We start from the raw sequence: 17,288 nt of genomic DNA on the forward strand, positions 1-17,288 counted from the left end.
GCTCGGCCCGCGGCCCCTACGCCCGGGGCCGGGTCAGCACCACGTGCCGTACGCCGCGCCCCAGCGCCGCGGTGCGCGGCACGACGACGTCGAGAGTGGCCCGGCGGGCCGTACCGGCCGGCACGCGCAGCGCGAAGCCTCCGGCCGGCCCCGTCCGCGCAGTTGCCTGCCGCCGCCGCCCGGACCACAGCTCCACCCGCAGCCCACGCCGCCGCGGCTCGACCGTGCCGCGCACGGTGCCCGACCGGCCGCTGGCCAGCGCGAGCCGGGCGGGGACGACGATGCGCGGGGTCAGCTGCAGGGTGGTGACCGCCGAGCGGGTGGTGCTCCCGGGCAGCCGCAGCTGGTACGCGGTGGTGACCCGCGGCTTGACACCCGCGGCGACGCGGCCGGCCGCCGTCGGGCGCAGGACGGCCGTCCTGGACCAGCGCCCGGCCGCGGGCCGCGACCAGAGCTCGACATCCACGGTGGTTACGGGGGCCCCGGTGCCGGAGAAGAAGCCGCGCAGGACCGCCGTCCCGCCCGTGCGCACGGCCGCGGGCGGGGAGTCGAAGCGCAGCGTGGCCGCGGGCGCGGGCCGCCGTGACGTACCGGGCAGGAGCGCGGCGCACTGGGCCTCGTCGACGAACTCGCCGAAGGCGCGCCAGCCCTCGCCCGCGCAGTCCGCCCGGGACGCGGTGCGCACGACGAGCCGCAGCCGGCCGTAGTTGTCGCCCGCGTTCACGTCGCGGACGCGGAACGCGATGCGCTTGCCGGTCCCGACGACGACGTAGGTGTAGCGGTGGTCCGGGCGGGGCGTGGAGTACGGGCCCCCCACCGCCTGCGGATGGGTGAAGCCGCCCCCGGCGTCGATCAGCAGGTCGCCGAGGTGACGCGGGAGCGGAGCGTCGTCCGCGTCGCAGGCGTAGGACTGCGCGAACTCCACCTCCGCGTCCTGGCCGACGAGGCCCTGCCCCCCGCCGGCGCTGGGGAACGCCGGCGACGGCTCGGGCACGCCGCACACGCCCCGGGTCCCCCAGACCGCGCCGGCCCAGCGGGAGAACGTGCCCTGCGCCTCGACCACGGCGTACGTGCCGGAGGGCCAGGCCTGCCGGGTGAGAGCGCCCGCCCGGCCGGCGTCGTCGTCCCCGCCGGCCGCGGCGTCCAGCAGGACGGCCTCCACGGCGGGGGCCGTGCGCTCGGCCGGGGTGGCGGCGGCGTCCGCGGCCGGGAACGAGGCGAGGAGGAGGGCAGCCACCACGGCGGTGACGGGCGTACGGGGCATTGCGTGGAGCTCCTGCGGGGTGGACGGCACGTGCACGGTAGGCGCCGGCCGGGGCATCAGCGCCCACGGCCGGCCCGCGTCACCCGTGCGGAGGGGGCGCCGCGCCGAGGAACGGCGCGAGCACGGCCGCCGAGTAGCGGCCGTCGTGGAACTCGGTCACGAACGCAGGGCCCTGCGCCGCGGTCGCGCGTGCGGCGTCGCGGTCCGCGCAGATCCCGCGCAACACGTCGGCGAGCGTGCCGGCGGTCGCCTCGATCGTGGGGATCGGGGACGGGACGCGGCTGCGGACGCGGTCGGAGATGTGCGAGACGCTCACCCGCCCGGTGGCCATCGCCTGGCAGGTGAGCACCCCGTAGTTGCCGATCACGAAGTGGTCGAGCACGACGTCGGCGTCGGCGAGCGCGGCCGGCATCTGCTCCGGCGGGATGCCCTCGAGCCGCCGGTACTCGATCAGCCCCTCGGCCTCGAGCTCGGCCAGCACCGGCTCGATGCGGGCGGTTCCCTTGAGGGCCTTGTTGGACGGGGCGTGCACGACGACCGGTCGGGCGCGCTGCAGCGGCTCCGCCTGCGGGGCCCACACCGAGGTGTCGATCACGACGGGCAGCCAGAGCCCGCCGGGCACGTCGTCGAGCAGGTCAGGCGTCGAGAAGAACCTCGGCCCGTCGAAGGCGGCGACCTTGGGGGCGAGCTCGTCGACCTGGCGCTGCAGCCGGGCGGTCAGCTCCGCGTGCGGGTCGCGGAACGGCGACTCTGCGTAGAGCTCGGCGTGCCGGCGCGGGTCGCGGATCTCCGAGCCGTGGAAGACCAGCCCGACGGCGATCCCTGCCGAGCGCAGCACGTCGACGTCGGCGGCGAAGTCCCGCCCGTGCAGCGTGCCGAGCAGCGGGCGGCCGGCCTCGAGCAGCGTGTGCGTCGCGGTGTCCAGCACGTGGGCGGTCCAGCCGCGCTGCCAGGCGGGGTTGCGGGCGAAGTCCTGGGCGCTGACCCGGGTGTCGCTGACGAAGGCGAGGTTGCCGCGCGTCACGGTGAGCACCTCGGCGTCGACGCCGAGCCCGCGCTCGGCCGCGCGTGCCCACTCCCAGCCCTGCCCGGCCATGTTCGCCGGGCCGATGAGAAGGTACGGCCGCTCCCGCCGCTTGGCGCGGGCGACCTCCGTCACGTTCGCCGGCACCGCGACCGGCGCCAGCCCGGCCGCGAGGTCGCGCACCTGCTGAGGGACCCCGTCGCCGGGCCGCGCCACCAGCAGCGGCCGCCCGGCGGCGGCAGCGCGCTCGGCGGCCCGTGTCGCGAGGCCCTGGCCCGCCGGCCCGACGCCGAGCACGACGGTCGGCTTCAGCGCGTCGAGGACGGGGCCGAGCGCCAGCTCCAGGTCACCCACCCGCGGGTCGCCCCGCCAGCCGGCACGGGGCAGCCGGCTGCCCGCCGACGCCAGCGCTCTGCGCCCCGCCGACCAGGCCCGGGCCACCACCCGACGCTGGGCCGCGGAGCGCACCCGCACGAGCTCCCCGCGTCCCCGCCAGTACGCGGACGCGACCGCCGCGGCAGCGCCGCCCCGTGCTGCGGCGTCGGCGGCGGCCAGCTGGGCCCGCAGCCGGGCCGCGCGTTCGTCGGCGGCGTCCGCGTAGCCGAGGACGCGCGGCGCGGCGGACCGCCGCCGCTCGCGGGCGGCGGCCGCGTCGCACAGTGCGGTGCCGACGGGGACGCGCACGACGTGCACCGGGCCGAGGTCGGCCTCGGAGCGGCGGGCGGCGGCCGCCGGCAGCACGAGGCTGGTGCGGAGGCCGAGCCGGGCGATCTCGAGCGCCGCTGCCCGGGCCGCGTCCGCCGCGCCCGCGTCGGCGACCACGACGGCAGCGGGCGCTCCGGTCGTGGGCGGGCCGCCCGTCACGGCATCGGCTCGTCGTCGGCGGCGCGGCCCGGGGCGGGCGTCAGCTCGTCGGCCGCCTCCCCGGCGCCCTCGCCGCTGAGCCGCCCGAGGGCGTCCGCCGGCCGGGCGGGGACCGCAGCGCCCGCCCACGGCTCGTCGGGGCCGCCCACGGGCTCCTCCACGTGCTCCGGGCCGCCGCTGCCCGGCTGCTCGACCAGGTCGGACATCCGCAGGTCCTCCGGCGGCAGCGTCAGCGCGCGGCCGAGCAGCTTCTCGTAGACCGCGCGCAGCTCCTCCTCCTGGCCCCGCCAGGAGTACGTCCCCAACAGCGACTCCTCGTGCAGCGGCGCGAGGTAGCGCTTCCGCCCGGCCAGCACGGCCGTCGCCGCCGCGGCGAGCCCGGCGGCGTCGCCGGCGGCGTGCACCTCGCCGATGCCGTGCCGGCGCACGAACGCGGCCTGCGCCGCGCAGTCGCTGACCACCACCGGGACGCCGGCGTGGATGTACTCGAAGAGCTTGTTGGTGAGGGCCATGTCGTGGCTGCCGAAGTGCATGAGCGGGATGAGCCCCACGTCGGCCCCGGACAGGTAGGGCACGACGTCGGCGGGCGCCACCGGCTCGAGCAGGTGCACGCGGTCGAGCACGCCGGCCCGCTCGGCCTCCTCCCGCAGGTTGCCGACGGCGATCGTGCGCGTCGAGGGCACCGCGACGACCGCGAGGTGGGCGTCCGGCATCCGGGTCAGCGCCTCGACGGCGGTGCCCACCCCTCGGGCGGCGGTCACGCCGCCGGAGTAGAGCAGCAGCGGGACGTCCGGGCCGAGCCCGCAGCTGTCGCGGACGTCCTGCTCCGGCGGGGGTCCCGAGGCCCCCTGCGAGATCGCGTCGCTGACCGGGGTGTTGAGGACGACGGCGGGGCGCTCCGCGAGGGAGTACTGCGCCTGCAGCCGGTCGGCGATGTCCGGCGAGACCGTGACGACCCGGGCCGCGCTCCGGACGTACTCGGCCTCGAGCGCCGCCCACGCCGCCCGCACCCGCGGGGTGCGCCCGCCGTAGATCGACAGGCCGCGGACGTACTCGTGCGCGTCGTAGACCCACTGCACGTCCCGGCCGGCGGCCCGCGCCCGGGCGGCCGCCTGCGCCGCGACGACGGTCATCTCGACGTCGTGCGCGTGGATCACGTCGGGCGCCAGCTCGTCGAGGACCGGGCCGTAGGCGAGGGCGTAGTCGAGGACCTGCGGCAGCACGCGCCGCCAGGGGGCGACGACGGGCACCGAGTGCGCCGCCTTGTCGAACACCCGCCAGGCCCGGCGGTAGGTGAAGCCGAACGCCGTCTGCCCCCGCCGGCGCACCTTGACCAGCTGGCCGCGCGCCCGCCACACGTTGCGGCTCACCTGGGCGGCCGCCCCGCCACGCAGCGTGGCCTCCTCGAAGCCGAGCCGGGCGCGCACCCGGGCCTCGCGCTCCTCGAAGCGCGAGGCGTAGCCGAGCACCCGCGGCGTCGCCCGCCGGCGCTCGCGCCGCTCGCGGACCGTGTCGCGCAGGCCCCAGACCACCGGCACGCGCAGCACGCGGACCGGGCCGATCCAGGACTCGCTGCGCTCGCCCTCCGGGGCGTACGCGAGCAGGGTGACGTCCAGCCCGAGCCGCGCGAGCGACAGCGCGGCCTTGCGGATGCGGGTGTCGGTCGCCACGTCGTTCGCGGCGAGCATGACCACCCGGGTCACGCCCGGCCTCCCCCGGTGCCGCGGCTCGCCGAGCCGCTCCCTGAGCCACCGCCCGAGCCGGGGCGGGCGCCGGACCGCTGCCGGGCCAGGGCCGCCACCTCGACGGGCAGCCGGAGGGCCCCGCGGGCGCTGCGGGCCGAGGCCAGCGCACGGCCGAGCCGAAGCGCGGAGGAGGACTCCAGCCTGGCCAGCCGGGCGCGGGCGGCGGCCGCCTCGCTGCGGGCGGCCTCCAGCTCCCCCTGCGGTGGCGGCTGGGTGCGCAGCACGTCCGCCTCCGCGCGGACAGCGGCCAGCTCGGCCGTCAGCTGGCGTTCGCGCAGGCTGGTGAAGACCAGCTCCCCGGCGAGCCGCCGGGCCGTGCGGCGCTCGGAGTCCGAGAGGCCGCCTGCCGGCGCCGGCGGCAGCATCCCGTCGGGGCCGGCGAGATAGCGCGCCGGCGGCACGAGCGCGGCGCCCCCGGTGACGAGCACCAGCAGCGGCCAGTCCCCCGCCACCGGCACCGCGTCCAGCACCTGCCCGCCGGCCGCGACGGTCACGTCGAGCAGCTGCGGCCACGGGGCGTCGAGCGGCCCGCGGTCGAGCGCCACGGCGAGGGCGGTCCCCGGCTCGGCCTCGGCCAGCGCCGCGGCGACCCGGTCGCCGGCCGAGGCGTCCCCGACGGGCCAGCCCAGCACGGTCAAGGTCCCGGGCACGACCGGAGGCGGCCCGCCAGGCGTTGCGCCGACGGGCGCGGCGCCCTCCGCCACGGCCGTCACCTCGGCGCCGTCGAGCAGCTGCAGGTGACGGACGAGGTCGTCCGCGGCCGCACCGGTCAGCCCCACGACGCGGACGCGCGGGGCGGCGGGCAGGTAGGGGCGCAGCGCGTCGCGCAGCTGCAGTGCCACGGGGTCGGTTCCTCTCAGCCGGTCCGACGGAAGACGTGGAAGCCGACCGGGCTGCCGCGGAAGCCGTCGGGCACGAAGCCGTCCCGGCCCAGCCGGCTGCGCTGCAGGCCGGACGCCGCGAGCAGCTCGTCGTACTGCCGGCGCGCGCGGACCACCTGGTAGCTGCCGAGCACGCGCCGCTCGGGCACGTCCCAGTCGCTCACGGCGAGCAGCCCGCCGAGCCGCACGAGGGCGGCCAGGTTGCGCACCGAGGCGGCCCACTCGGCCTCGTCGACGATGTGGAAGAGCACGTCGACCGAGTAGACGACGTCGTACAGGCATCCGGGCCGCCAGGCCGAGAGCGTGGAGACGGCGTAGCTCGGCGGCCGTCCCGGTGCCGTGGCGCTCGCCGTGCGGGACGCCTCGATCGCGGCGGGGCTGGCGTCGATCGCGTCGACGCTGTGGCCGAAGCGGGCCATGGCGCGGGCGAACCACCCCTTGCCGCATCCGGCGTCCAGCAGCCGCAGCGGCTCGGCCGCGGCGTTGGCGTCACCGACGACGTCGAGCAGCCGCCCGAGCCGCACCGCGTAGAAGATCTCGTTGGTCGGCTCGTCGAAGTGGACGTTGCCGCCGGAGGCGAGGTCCCCGCGCCGCCGGTGCCGGTCGTCCCAGTACGCCGCGGCCTCCTCGCTGGTGAGCACGGAAGGTGGGACCGGCTGGGTCACGCGGCGCCGATCACCCGGCGGACGACCCCGGGGAAACGGGCGGGGTCGGTCACGCGGCGGCCGTCGACGATCGCCTTGACGCCGGGCAGGTCGTCGGTGCCGAGCGTGCGGTACTCGGCGTGGTCGGCCTGGACCACGACGGCGTCGACCGGCTGCCCCAGGGCGTGCGGTGCGAACCCGAGCCGGTCGAGCTCGTCGTCGGAGTACATGGGGTCGTGCACCGTCACCTGCGCCCCGCGCGCCTTCAACGCCTCGACGGTCGGGAAGACGCCGCTGAACGCCGTCTCCTTCACCCCGCCGCGGTACGCGGCGCCGAGCACCGCGACACGCGCTCCGGCGAGGTCGCCGTAGGCGCCTTCGAGCAGCGCCACCGCGTACTCCGGCATCTGGGCGTTGGCCTCGCGGGCCGCCCGCACGACCGTCGCCTCCGGGTCGTTCCAGAGGTAGAAGCGCGGGTAGATCGGGATGCAGTGGCCGCCGACGGCGATGCCCGGCGAGTGGATGTGGCTGTAGGGCTGGGAGTTCGAGGCCTCGATCACCTGCAGCACGTCGATGCCGTGCTCGCCGGCGAAGCGGGCGAACTGGTTGGCGAGGCCGATGTTGACGTCACGGTAGGTCGTCTCGGCGAGCTTGGCCAGCTCGGAGGCCTCCGCCGAGCCCAGGTCCCACACCCCGTTGAGCCGGTTGAGGTCGGGGCGCTCGTCGAAGTCGAGCACCGCCTCGTAGAACTCGACGCCCCGCTTGGCGCTCGCCTCGTCGATCCCGCCGACGAGCTTGGGATAGCGGCGCAGGTCGGCGAAGACGCGCCCGGTGAGCACCCGCTCGGGGCTGAAGACCAGCGCGAAGCCGGACTCCGAGCCGTCGGCCACCAGGCCGGAGCCCTCCTCGAGCATCGGCAGGAAGCGGTTGCGCGTGGTGCCGACCGGCAGCGTCGTCTCGTAGGAGACCAGCGTGCCGGGCTTGAGCCCCTTCGCGATCGCGCGCGTCGCGTCGTCCATCCAACCGAAGTCGGGGACGCCCTCGCTGTCCACGAAGAGCGGCACGACGACGACGACGGCCTCGCTCCGGGCAACGGCGGCGGCCGTGTCGGTGGTGGCCGTGAGCAGCCCGGCGTCGACGGCCTCGCGCAGCTTCTCGGCCAGGTGCGCCTCGCCGGGGAACGGCTCCTCCCCCGCGTTGACCAGGTCCACGACCCGCTGGCTGACGTCCGCGCCGAGGACCATGTGGCCCTTCGACGCGAACTGCACGGCGAGGGGCAGCCCGATCTTGCCGAGGGCGACGACGCAGACCTTCACAGCACGCTCCAGGGCGGGGGACTTGACCTGCCTAGGCTAGCGTCCGCTCGAACCCGTTCCGCGCCACGCACATCTCCCGGAGAGATCGGCGTCGCGCCCGCCCGGACCTGTGGAGGAACCGCCGGTGAAGGTGCTCAGCGTCGTCGGCGCCCGCCCCCAGTTCGTGAAGCTCGCGCCCGTCGCCCGCGCGTTCGCCGGCACCGGCCACGAGCACGTGATCGTCCACACCGGCCAGCATTACGACGCGGTGATGAGCGACGTGTTCTTCGCCGACCTGTCGATCCCGTCCCCCGACGTCCACCTCGGCGTGGGCTCGGGGAGCCACGGCGTGCAGACCGGCGCGATCCTCTCGGCGATGGACGCGGTCCTGGACGAGCACCGGCCCGACTGGGTGCTGGTCTACGGCGACACCAACTCCACGCTCGCCGGGGCGCTCGCCGCGGTCAAGCTCCACCTGCCCGTGGCGCACCTGGAGGCCGGGCTGCGCTCCTTCAACCGGCGCATGCCCGAGGAGCACAACCGCGTGCTCACCGACCACGCCGCCGACCTGCTGCTGGCTCCGACGCAGGTGGCCGCCGACCACCTGGCGGCCGAGGGGCTGGCCGGGCGGGCCGTCCTGGTGGGCGACGTGATGACGGACGTCCTGCTCACCGTCCGTGACGGCATGGCCGACCGGGTGCCGCAGCTGCCCGAGGGCGTCGACCCCGCGGCGCCGTACCTGCTCTCCACCATCCACCGGGCGGAGAACACCGACGACCCGGAGCGGCTGCGCGCGATCGTCGCCGCGCTCGCGGCCCTGCCGCACCCGGTGGTGCTGCTCGCGCACCCGCGGCTGGCCGCGCGCGCGGCCGCGCTCGGCCTCGAGCTGCGGACGGGCTCGCTGCACCCGACGGCCCCGCTGCCGTACCCGGAGATGGTCCGGGCGGTCATGGGCTCCGTGGGGGTGGTCACCGACTCCGGCGGGCTGCAGAAGGAGGCGTTCCTGCTGCGCGTGCCCTGCACCACCCTGCGCACGGAGACCGAGTGGGTGGAGACGGTCGACCTCGGCTGGAACGTCCTGCGCGCCGACCTCTCCGGTGTCGCCGAGGCGGTCACGCGGCCGCGCCCGGCCGACACGGACGCCGCGCCGTACGGCGCCGGCGACGCGGCCGAGCGCGTCGTCGCCACGCTCGCGGAGCGCCTGCCGTCGTGAGCTGTCCTGCGGCCGGTACGCGGCGGGTACGCAAGCGGGCTGCGATCGGCCCCTGACGGGATGGGCGGGGAGATCGTCGGGGTTCTCCTCCTCAAGTCCGCACCCAAGGAGCCGAAAACCCGCCTATGCGCCTCACCTCCCGTACGCGAGTCGCCGCCTCCCTCGCCCCGCTCGCGGTGGTTGCCGCGGGCATCGTCGCCCCTACGACCAGTGCCGCTCCCGCTGCGGCCGCGACCATCGCCACCCGCACCGCCGTCGGGGCGTCCGCCTGCCTCGGCTACAGCGGGCTCGACAACCCGCGGCTGCTGACCGGTGACCCCAAGGGCGACCTGGTCGGCTTCGTCATGCGTGACGGCTTCAAGGCCCCGGGCATCGGCGCCCGCGTCGTCGGCAACGGCAAGGGCGACGTCACCTGGCGCCAGCCGTCGTTGGGCGTCTCCGGCACCGCGTGGCTGCACTCTCTCAAGTGGCTCGGCTCCCTGCTCAGCCAGGAGCGCGACTTCACCTACCCGCGCAAGCCCTACTGGCGGAACTACACCCCCGCCGAGAAGAGCGCGCAGTACGCCCGCGCCGTCACGGTCACCCAGGACTGGGCCCGCGACAACCCCAGCTGGGAGAAGACCGACCCGCGCGGCTCGTCCCGCGGCATCGTCTCCAACGCCGGGCACCGCCTGCAGTTCCTGCTCTGCCTGCGCCAGACCGTCGGCGCCCAGGGCTGGCTCGACTCGACCATCGCTCGCCACGTCTCGTTCCTCATCGGCTCCTCGTCGGACAAGCTCAGCAACCGCCGGGACGCCGACTCGCGCCGCTACGTCTACCCGAGCTGGCGCCCGGCCGCCGACTGGCCGCGGTGGCAGGGCCCGAACAACATCGGCCTGGACCAGAGCCTCGGCGTCATCAGCGCCGGCTGCGAGCTCGGCCGGCAGGACTGGCTCGACGTCGGCCTGCGCCGCATCGGCAAGCACGCGAACAAGGTCTACGACGCCCAGGGCGTCGACAACGAGCAGGCGCCGGGCTACAGCGCCTACAACTTCGGGCTCTGGACCAAGGCGCTGGACCGGCTCAAGACGTGCGGCGCGCTGAGCGTCGGCGTCGGCGCGCAGCTGCAGAACGCGGTCAGCTTCGTCGCCGCGGCACACCGCCCGGACGGCAAGCTCGAGCAGCTGGGCGACACCAAGGCGGTCGCCTCCCCGATCTACGGCACGGTCGCGGAGTACGCCGCCACCCAGGGCGCGAGCGGCCCGGCCCCGACCGAGCGGGTCGGCGTCTACAACAGCCGCACCAACGGCGGCTACGTCTTCGGCCGCAGCGGCTGGGGCGTCGAGCGTCCGTTCGCCCAGGAGAGCTTCTACTCGCTGCGGTTCGGCGCGGGCCGGATGTATCACGGCCACGACGACCACACGTCGGTGACGTTCTTCGCCCGCGGCCGCCAGATCCTGACCGACGGCGGCCACTCCGGGTACACCAAGGGCGCCTACCGCAACTACATCATCTCGCCGGAGGCGCACAACCTCGTCACGGTCGACGGCCTGGCGCACGAGCGGTACGCCCGGACCAGCCTCACCGCGGCGACCGTGTCCGGCAACGGCGACGCGTACGTCATGCAGGACAAGCCGTACGCCGGGGTCGACCGCAAGCGCAGCGTGCTCGCCCTGGTCACGCCGCAGCCGGACGCGCTGATCGTCGCGGACACGCTGACCTCGAAGGCCAAGCGCCACTACAACCAGCTGTGGCACCTCGGCACCTCGTTCGTGGCGTCGCCGGCGGGCAACGGCGCGGTGGCGACCGGCGGTGACACGACGGCGCACGTCCTGCCCATCGCGGTCCTCGGCGGCACCCAGACGGCGACGAAGATCGTGCGCGGGGCCACCAGCCCGTACCAGGGCTGGACCTCCCCGGTGCCCGGCACCCGCCAGGCCGTCAGCACGGTGATCGTCGGCGCGACCGGCACCAAGGTCACGATGCTGACCGCGGTCGTCCCGGCCGCGGCCGGCTCCGCGGTGAGCGCCACGGCCACCCCGAACGGCGCCGGCGGCTACACGGTCACGCTGACCATCGGCGGGACGACGGTCAACGCGACGCTCTCGGCGGACGGCACGCTCAGCCGCTGAGCCCCGCAGTGCCCGGGCCCCGTACGCCATCGCGTACGGGGCCCGTTGCTGTGCCCGGGGCAACCTGCCGCCCCGCCCGACGTCTCCTGCCCTAACGGAAGACGATGTCGGAAGGACAGACCTCATGAAGCGCCCCCTCGCCCTCACCGCCGTGGCCGCACTGGCCACGGGTCTCGCGGCCGCGCCGCCCGCGGCCCAGGCCGCGGAGGACGACACGGCCCTCACGTCCCTGGTCGTGACGGTCTCGGACGACTCGCTCGTACGCTCCGAGCTCGTCACCCTGACGGTTCAGGCCCGGCTGACCGACCCCGACGGGGTGACGCACCGCCGGGGCGGGGTCGGGGGCGAGGCCGAGGACGACTGCCCGTGCGTCGTGCTGCGCGCCGACGGCGGGGTCGCGCCGCAGGCGTACAACGTCCGGGTCGTGCGGCTCCGGCTGATCGAGGGCACGCCACAGGACGGGCTGTGGAGCGGCTCGGCCGTGCTCGGCGCGGTCAACGCCGGTCGGTGGCGGGCGACCGCGGTGAACGCGGGCGACCTGCAGCTGCCCGACCTGACCGGGGCCGGCCCCCAGCCGGTGCCGGTGAAGCGGTTGCTGGGCGTGGAGCCCGCAGTGAACGTGCGCGGCCGTGACTGGCCGCTGGCGACGCTCGTGACGCCGAAGCCGGGCAGCGTGCGGGCGGGCAATGCCTACACGGTGCGCGGCACCTTCCGCTACTCCCGCTCCGGCGCGCCGGCGCCCGGGCAGCGGCTCACCCTGCGCAGCTGCATCGGGGACCTCAACGAGACCGGCACCCTGCTCGCGACCGTCGCCACCCGCGCCGACGGGACGTGGTCGCGGCGCATGACCAAGCCCGTCGGGTACTGGTGCCTCTTCTTCGGCGAGACCAACCTGACGCTGCAACCGGCCTCCCGGATCGTCGCCACCCGGGTCTTCGCCCGGGCCGCGGTCACCGCCAAGGCCTCGCGCCGGGCGGTGGACGCCGGGACGAACGTGGCGGTGAGCGGCCGGGCGATCGGGGCCTCGACGGTGCGCCTGCAGCGCCGCACGGGCCGGACGTGGGTCACCGTCGGCAGCACCGGCACGGGCGGCAGCAACACCGCGGGCAGCTACACCTACCTGCTGCGCGCCACCCCGCCGCGCCCCGGCACCTGGTCCTACCGCGTCGTGGGCACGGGGCCGGGCGTCGTGATGACGGGCACCTCCCCCGTGGTGACGATCACGGCCCGCTGACCTGCAGGAGAGGGGCGCCCGCTCCGGGCGCCCCTTCCTGCGACAGCTGCTGTCAGGGAACGACGACGTCCACGGTCTCGCCCTTGGCCGCACTGGCGATCACGGCCTCGGCGACCGCGACGGTCGCCAGCCCCTGGCGCATCGTCACGATGCCGGCCGCCTCCGCGCTGCCGGCGCGCACGGCCTGCAGGAAGGCGGTGTGCTCGGTCATGAGCGGCTCGGGCTTCGGGATCGCGAAGCGCACGACGTCGCCCTCGCTGACGCCACGGAACTTGGCGATCGCGTCCCACGTCGTGGGCACCGACCCGTTGCTGTAGAAGGTCAGGTCGGCGGTGAGCGTGTCGGCGACGAACGTCCCGTTCTCCCCGGTGACCGTGGTGACCCGCTCCTTCATCGGCGAGAGCCAGTTCACCAGGTGGTTCGTCACGGTGCCGTCCTCGAGCGCGCCCACCGCGGCCACGAGGTCCTCGTGCTCGCGCCCGGACTTGTAGGCCGTGCGCGCGGCCACCGAACGGAACGCCTTGCCGGTCACCCACGCGGTGAGGTCGATGTCGTGCGTCGCGAGGTCCTTGACCACGCCGACATCGGCGATCCGGTTCGGGAACGGCCCCTGCCGGCGGGTCGCCACCTGGTAGATCGCTCCCAGCTCGCCCTGCTCGAGACGCGTCCGCAGGCTCTGCAGCGCGGGGTTGAAGCGCTCTATGTGACCGACCGCGCCGACGAGGCCGGCGTCCTCGAACGCCTGCACGATGCGGCGGGCGCCCTCGACGTCCGGCGCGAGCGGCTTCTCGACGAGGGTGTGCACGCCGCCGGCCGCCAGGGTGAGGGCGACCTCCTCGTGGAAGCGCGTCGGCACCGCGACGACCGCGAGGTCGATCTGCGCGGCGACGAGCTCCTGCGCCGACCTGAGCACCGCGAGCTCGCCGGCGACCGAGTGCGGGTCTCCTCCCGGGTCCGCCACGGCCACGAGCTCGACGCCCTCGAGGGAGCGCAGCACGCGGGCGTGGTGGCGCCCCATCATGCCCAGGCCGATCAACCCGGCACGCAGGATCGCCATCTCAGGAACCCGCCTTCGCGCAAGCGTTCACGGCCGTCACGATCTGCTCGAGGTCCGCCTGCGTCAGCGACGGGTGCACCGGCAGCGAGAGCACCTCGCGCGCGGCCCGCTCCGTCTCGGGCAGGTCGAGCGTGAGGTCGAACGACGGAAGCCGGTGGTTGGGGATCGGGTAGTAGACGCCGCTGCCCACGCCGTGCTCGTCGGCCAGGGCCTGCTGGAACCGGTCGCGGTCCCCGGTCACCCGGATCGTGTACTGGTGGTAGACGTGCACCGCGCCCTCGGCGACCGGCGGCGTGGTCACCCCCTCGAGGTTGGCGTCGAGGAATGCCGCGTTCTCCTGCCGCTTGCGCGTCCAGCCGGCGAGCTTGGTCAGCTGGACCCGGCCGACGGCGGCGTGGACGTCGCTCATGCGGTTGTTCAGGCCGACGACCTCGTTCTGGTACTGCTTCTCCATGCCCTGGTTGCGCAGCAGGCGCACCCTGCGGGCCACGTCGTCGTCGCAGGCGACCATGCCGCCCTCGATCGAGGTCATGTTCTTGGTCGGGTACAGGCTGAACATCGCCCACGTGCCGAACGTCCCGACCCGGCGTCCCTGCCACTCGGCCGCGTGCGCCTGCGCGGCGTCCTCGTAGACCTGCAGGCCGTGCTCGTCGGCCAGCTCGGCCAGCCGCGTCATGTCGGCGGGGTGGCCGTACAGGTGGACCGGCATGACGCCCTTGGTCCGTGGGGTGACCGCCGCCTCGACCGCTGCCGGGTCGATGCAGAAGGAGGCCGGGTCGATGTCGACGAAGACCGGCGTCGCGCCCGTGATGGCGACCGAGTTGGCGGTCGCGGCGAACGTGAAGGACGGGACGATGACCTCGTCGCCGGGCCCGACGCCGGCGGCGAGCAGACCGAGGTGCTGCCCGGACGTGCCGCTGTTCACCGCGACGCAGGTGCGTCCACCGACGAGCTGTTCGGCGAACTCCGCTTCGAACGCGGCGACCTCGGGGCCCTGCGCGACCTTGCCGGTCTGCAGGACGCGGTCGACGGCTGCGCGCTCCTCATCGCCGATGAGCGGCTTCGCGGCGGGGATCATCGCGCCTCCTCCGTGAGAGTGTCGTCCTGCTCGAGATAGGTCTCGCCGGTCTTGGGGCAGCGCCACCGTCCCGGCTCGCCGGCCGGCTCCAGCGGCTCGCCGCTCTTGCCGACCCAGCGGATGCGCCGCGCGGGCACGCCCGCGACGAGAGCGAAGTCGGGTACGTCCTTCGTCACGACCGCGCCCGCGGCGACCAGCGCCCACCGGCCGATCGTGACGGGGGCCACGCAGACCGCGCGCGCGCCGATCGACGCGCCGTGCCGCACCGTGACGCCGACGGCCTGCCAGTCGTCGCCGCGCTTCAGCGTGCCGTCCGGGGCGATCGACCGCGGGAAGTGGTCGTTGGTGAAGACCGCGGCGGGGCCGACGAACACGCCGTCCTCCAGCACTGCCGGCTCGTAGACGAGGGCGTAGTTCTGCAGCTTGCAGTTGTCGCCCATGCGGACCCCGGAGCCGACGTACGCCCCGCGGCCGACGATGCAGCCCTTGCCCAGCACCGCGTCCTCGCGGACCTGCGCCAGGTGCCAGACGGACGTGCCCTCGCCGAGGGTCGCGCGCTCGTCGACATCAGCGCTGGGATGAATTCGCGCCATCGCGTGCACGCCCTGCCGTCTCTGCCGTCGGAACCGATCGTGGCCCCGACGATAGCCGGGGCCCGGCCGCGCGAGGTTCCGGCGCTCCGCGCCCCTAGGCTGGGGTCGCACATTACGACGCCGGAGCGTAACAGGAGGGCCCCGAATTGCCCGGACGACCGCACGTGCTCTATGTGGTCTGGGGATTCCCGCCCTGCCGAGCCGGAGGGGTCTACCGCGCCCTCGCGACGGCGAACGCCTTCGCTCGCGGCGGCTGGGACGTGACCGTTCTCACCCCGGAGCGGGAGGCCTTCGAGCGCTACACCGGCGTCGACCCCTCCCTGGAGGAGCGCGTCGACCCCGCGGTCCGCGTCGAGCGGATCCCCTTCACCTGGCCCACGCTCGAGCCGGACCTGCGCCGGTGGCCGGCGCTGCGGGCGTACGCCCCGAGGCTCTGGGCCCGGGCGCGCAAGGAGCTGGACCAGGTGCCGTTCCCGGAGCCGGCGTACGGGCCGTGGCGGCGTGAGCTGGAGAAGGCCGTCGACCGGCTGGCCGCCTCCCGGCGGATCGACCTCTGCGTCGCCACCGCGAACCCGCACGTCACGTTCACCGCGGCCAAGCGGCTGCACGACAAGCACGGCGTGCCGTACGTCATGGACTACCGGGACGCCTGGTCCCTCGACGTGTTCTCCGGCGACCGGCTGCACCAGCCCGGCAGCCGCGTGGAGAAGTGGGAGCGCTCGCTCATGGCCGCCGCCCGCGAGGTGTGGTTCGTCAACGAGCCGATCCGCGCGTGGCACGCGACGACGTACCCGGAGACGGCGGCGAAGCTCCGCGTCGTGGCCAACGGCTACGACCCCGAGTTCGCCGCCGAGGGCACGGCCCGGGCGGCGGACCCTGAGGCCGGGCTGACGTTCGGCTACGTGGGCACCGTCAGCGGCAAGGTCCCGCTCGCCGAGCTGGTCGAGGGCTGGCGCGAGGCCCGCTCGTTGGAGCCGGTTCTCGAGCGCTCGCGGGTGGAGATCCACGGGTACCTCGGGCACTACGCCCTGCCGAACCCCGCGATGCAGCGGGTCGTCGAGTCGGGCGCGGACGTGGGGGTGTCGTACGAGGGGCCGGTGCCGAAGGCCGCCGTCCGGTCGGTCTACGAGAAGTTCGACGCGCTGCTGCTGGTCCTCGGGACCGGGCGCTACGTGACGTCGGGCAAGGTCTACGAGTACCTCGCGACCGGGCTGCCGATCGTGTCGGTCCACGACCCCGGGAACGCGGCGTCGGAGGTGCTGCGCGGGTACCCGCTGTGGTTCCCGGCCGCCTCGCTCTCCCCGGCCGACGTCGGCCGGGCGCTGGCCGACGCCGCCGCCGCGGTCGTCGCCGCCGACCCCGCCCAGCGCGCCGCCGGGGTGGAGTTCGCGGCGCGCTACCGGCGGGACCGCCAGCTCGACCCGCGCATCGCTTCGCTGAAGGACGAGGTCGCCGCATGAGGGCCCTGCTCGTGCTCGGCGGGCCGCGGCTCGCCCGGGACCCGCTGCTCCAGCAGCTGCGCGCCCTCGCCGGCGCCGGGTGGCAGGCGGACGTCGTGTCGTTCCGCGCGCTCGACGACGAGGTGCGCGCCGCGGTCCACGCCACCGGCGGCGAGATCGTGCTGCTGCTGCCCACCGGCCTGCGCCCCACCGTCCCCGCACTGGCACCGCGCTCGCGGCGGCTCGCCCGGGCGCTGCGCGGCGTGGAGCGGCGGGCCGAGCCGTACCGGGCCAAGATGCTCGGGCGGATGCCCGGGTGGGCGTACGCCCGCCGGCTGCTGCGCGACATCGACGCCGTGCGCGTGGCGCGGGCGGCCGACGTCGCCGTGGCCGTCGACCGCGACTCCGGGCTGGCGGTGTGGAAGCTGGCCCGGCGCCGGCCGGACCTGACCGCGGTCAACGGGCTGGGCGCGCTGGCGAACCTGATGACGCGATACGCGGGGCGGTAGCTCGCGGTGATCGTTTGGCTCTGGTGGCTGCCGTGACAGCCGCCGACGCCGAACGATCAATGAGGTGAGCCTGCGGACGGCGTGGAGCGCCCTCCACGGCGTGCCGCGGAACTCGTCCGGGGGGCCGCGCCGCCGCCAGCCTCGGCACGTGGACCTCGCCGGCCTTCTCGCCCACCAGCAGTCCGTCCTGCACCGCGACCAGGCGCTCGCCCGCCTGACGCGCGGCGCCGTTCGTCCGCGGGTGGCGGCCGGCAGCTGGCAGGAGCCCGCTCCTGGAGTGCTCGTCGCGCACCCAGGGCCGTTGAGCCCGGCCCAGGAGCTCTGGGTGGACGTCCTT

General features: G+C 75.5%; 14 protein-coding genes. 5 read left to right on the plus strand and 9 right to left on the minus strand.

What is annotated here, in order from left to right:
- Nucleotides 1-16: 16 nt before the first annotated feature.
- The 6 genes from G9H72_RS00975 to G9H72_RS01000 form a co-directional block, all read right to left on the minus strand.
- On the minus strand, nucleotides 17-1,264 hold the full coding sequence (locus G9H72_RS00975) for a hypothetical protein (RefSeq protein WP_166166261.1): 1,248 nt from the start codon (nucleotides 1,262-1,264) through the stop codon (nucleotides 17-19).
- 79 nt (nucleotides 1,265-1,343) lie between these two features.
- The gene (locus G9H72_RS00980) at nucleotides 1,344-3,152 is read right to left on the minus strand and encodes a hypothetical protein (RefSeq protein ID WP_166166263.1); all 1,809 of its coding nucleotides are present in this window, start codon (nucleotides 3,150-3,152) and stop codon (nucleotides 1,344-1,346) included.
- Nucleotides 3,149-4,855, minus strand: a complete 1,707-nt coding sequence (locus G9H72_RS00985) for a glycosyltransferase (protein ID WP_166166265.1) — start codon at nucleotides 4,853-4,855, stop codon at nucleotides 3,149-3,151. The genes G9H72_RS00980 and G9H72_RS00985 overlap by 4 nt, the downstream gene beginning before the upstream one ends.
- A complete protein-coding gene (locus G9H72_RS00990; RefSeq protein WP_166166267.1) occupies nucleotides 4,852-5,739 on the minus strand; it encodes a hypothetical protein in 888 nt (295 codons plus the stop codon). Before G9H72_RS00990 ends, G9H72_RS00985 begins: the two co-directional genes overlap by 4 nt.
- Before the next feature lie 14 nt (nucleotides 5,740-5,753).
- Nucleotides 5,754-6,443 carry a class I SAM-dependent methyltransferase gene (locus tag G9H72_RS21080; protein ID WP_166166269.1) on the minus strand — a complete coding sequence of 230 codons (690 nt, stop codon included), beginning with the start codon at nucleotides 6,441-6,443 and terminating at the stop codon, nucleotides 5,754-5,756.
- Nucleotides 6,440-7,738: a nucleotide sugar dehydrogenase gene (locus tag G9H72_RS01000; RefSeq protein WP_166166270.1), complete on the minus strand. Its 1,299-nt coding sequence runs from the start codon at nucleotides 7,736-7,738 to the stop codon at nucleotides 6,440-6,442. Before G9H72_RS01000 ends, G9H72_RS21080 begins: the two co-directional genes overlap by 4 nt.
- A 124-nt stretch (nucleotides 7,739-7,862) precedes the next feature.
- Between G9H72_RS01000 and wecB the strand changes: the two genes are divergently transcribed.
- The 3 genes from wecB (at nucleotide 7,863) to G9H72_RS01015 (ending at nucleotide 12,275) form a co-directional block, all read left to right on the plus strand.
- Complete coding sequence (gene wecB, locus G9H72_RS01005) at nucleotides 7,863-8,930, plus strand: non-hydrolyzing UDP-N-acetylglucosamine 2-epimerase (protein ID WP_166166272.1); 1,068 nt, start codon at nucleotides 7,863-7,865, stop codon at nucleotides 8,928-8,930.
- Nucleotides 8,931-9,055: 125 nt separating this feature from the next.
- A complete protein-coding gene (locus tag G9H72_RS01010) occupies nucleotides 9,056-11,041 on the plus strand; it encodes a heparinase II/III domain-containing protein (RefSeq protein ID WP_166166274.1) in 1,986 nt (661 codons plus the stop codon).
- Between the two features lie 124 nt (nucleotides 11,042-11,165).
- On the plus strand, nucleotides 11,166-12,275 hold the full coding sequence (locus G9H72_RS01015) for a hypothetical protein (protein WP_166166276.1): 1,110 nt from the start codon (nucleotides 11,166-11,168) through the stop codon (nucleotides 12,273-12,275).
- A gap of 52 nt (nucleotides 12,276-12,327) precedes the next feature.
- Here G9H72_RS01015 and G9H72_RS01020 read toward each other — a convergent pair whose 3' ends face one another.
- Genes G9H72_RS01020 through G9H72_RS01030 form a run of 3 tightly spaced genes read right to left on the minus strand, consistent with a single transcriptional unit; the run spans nucleotide 12,328 to nucleotide 15,003 of the window.
- The gene (locus G9H72_RS01020; RefSeq protein ID WP_166166278.1) at nucleotides 12,328-13,332 is read right to left on the minus strand and encodes a Gfo/Idh/MocA family protein; all 1,005 of its coding nucleotides are present in this window, start codon (nucleotides 13,330-13,332) and stop codon (nucleotides 12,328-12,330) included.
- A gap of 1 nt (nucleotide 13,333) precedes the next feature.
- Nucleotides 13,334-14,410, minus strand: a complete 1,077-nt coding sequence (locus G9H72_RS01025; protein ID WP_166166280.1) for a DegT/DnrJ/EryC1/StrS family aminotransferase — start codon at nucleotides 14,408-14,410, stop codon at nucleotides 13,334-13,336.
- Nucleotides 14,407-15,003, minus strand: coding sequence for an acyltransferase (locus G9H72_RS01030; protein WP_166166282.1), 597 nt, complete (start codon nucleotides 15,001-15,003; stop codon nucleotides 14,407-14,409). Before G9H72_RS01030 ends, G9H72_RS01025 begins: the two co-directional genes overlap by 4 nt.
- A 164-nt stretch (nucleotides 15,004-15,167) precedes the next feature.
- On the opposite strand from G9H72_RS01030, the gene G9H72_RS01035 reads away from it, so the two are divergent.
- Nucleotides 15,168-16,463 carry a glycosyltransferase gene (locus tag G9H72_RS01035; RefSeq protein ID WP_166166284.1) on the plus strand — a complete coding sequence of 432 codons (1,296 nt, stop codon included), beginning with the start codon at nucleotides 15,168-15,170 and terminating at the stop codon, nucleotides 16,461-16,463.
- Nucleotides 16,460-16,951 carry a hypothetical protein gene (locus G9H72_RS01040; RefSeq protein ID WP_166166286.1) on the plus strand — a complete coding sequence of 164 codons (492 nt, stop codon included), beginning with the start codon at nucleotides 16,460-16,462 and terminating at the stop codon, nucleotides 16,949-16,951. The genes G9H72_RS01035 and G9H72_RS01040 overlap by 4 nt, the downstream gene beginning before the upstream one ends.
- Nucleotides 16,952-17,288: the final 337 nt, after the last annotated feature.

Source organism: Motilibacter aurantiacus (assembly GCF_011250645.1).
Taxonomy (GTDB): domain Bacteria; phylum Actinomycetota; class Actinomycetes; order Motilibacterales; family Motilibacteraceae; genus Motilibacter_A; species Motilibacter_A aurantiacus.

What these genes read in the sequence shown, in the direction of transcription:
- G9H72_RS00975 (WP_166166261.1), bottom strand. Translation starts at nt 1,264, where the DNA reads ATGCCCCGTACGCCCGTCACCGCCGTGGTGGCTGCCCTCCTCCTCGCC.
- G9H72_RS01010 (WP_166166274.1), top strand. Translation starts at nt 9,056, where the DNA reads ATGCGCCTCACCTCCCGTACGCGAGTCGCCGCCTCCCTCGCCCCGCTC.
- G9H72_RS01015 (WP_166166276.1), top strand. Translation starts at nt 11,166, where the DNA reads ATGAAGCGCCCCCTCGCCCTCACCGCCGTGGCCGCACTGGCCACGGGT.
- G9H72_RS01020 (WP_166166278.1), bottom strand. Translation starts at nt 13,332, where the DNA reads ATGGCGATCCTGCGTGCCGGGTTGATCGGCCTGGGCATGATGGGGCGC.
- G9H72_RS01025 (WP_166166280.1), bottom strand. Translation starts at nt 14,410, where the DNA reads ATGATCCCCGCCGCGAAGCCGCTCATCGGCGATGAGGAGCGCGCAGCC.
- G9H72_RS01030 (WP_166166282.1), bottom strand. Translation starts at nt 15,003, where the DNA reads ATGGCGCGAATTCATCCCAGCGCTGATGTCGACGAGCGCGCGACCCTC.
- G9H72_RS01040 (WP_166166286.1), top strand. Translation starts at nt 16,460, where the DNA reads ATGAGGGCCCTGCTCGTGCTCGGCGGGCCGCGGCTCGCCCGGGACCCG.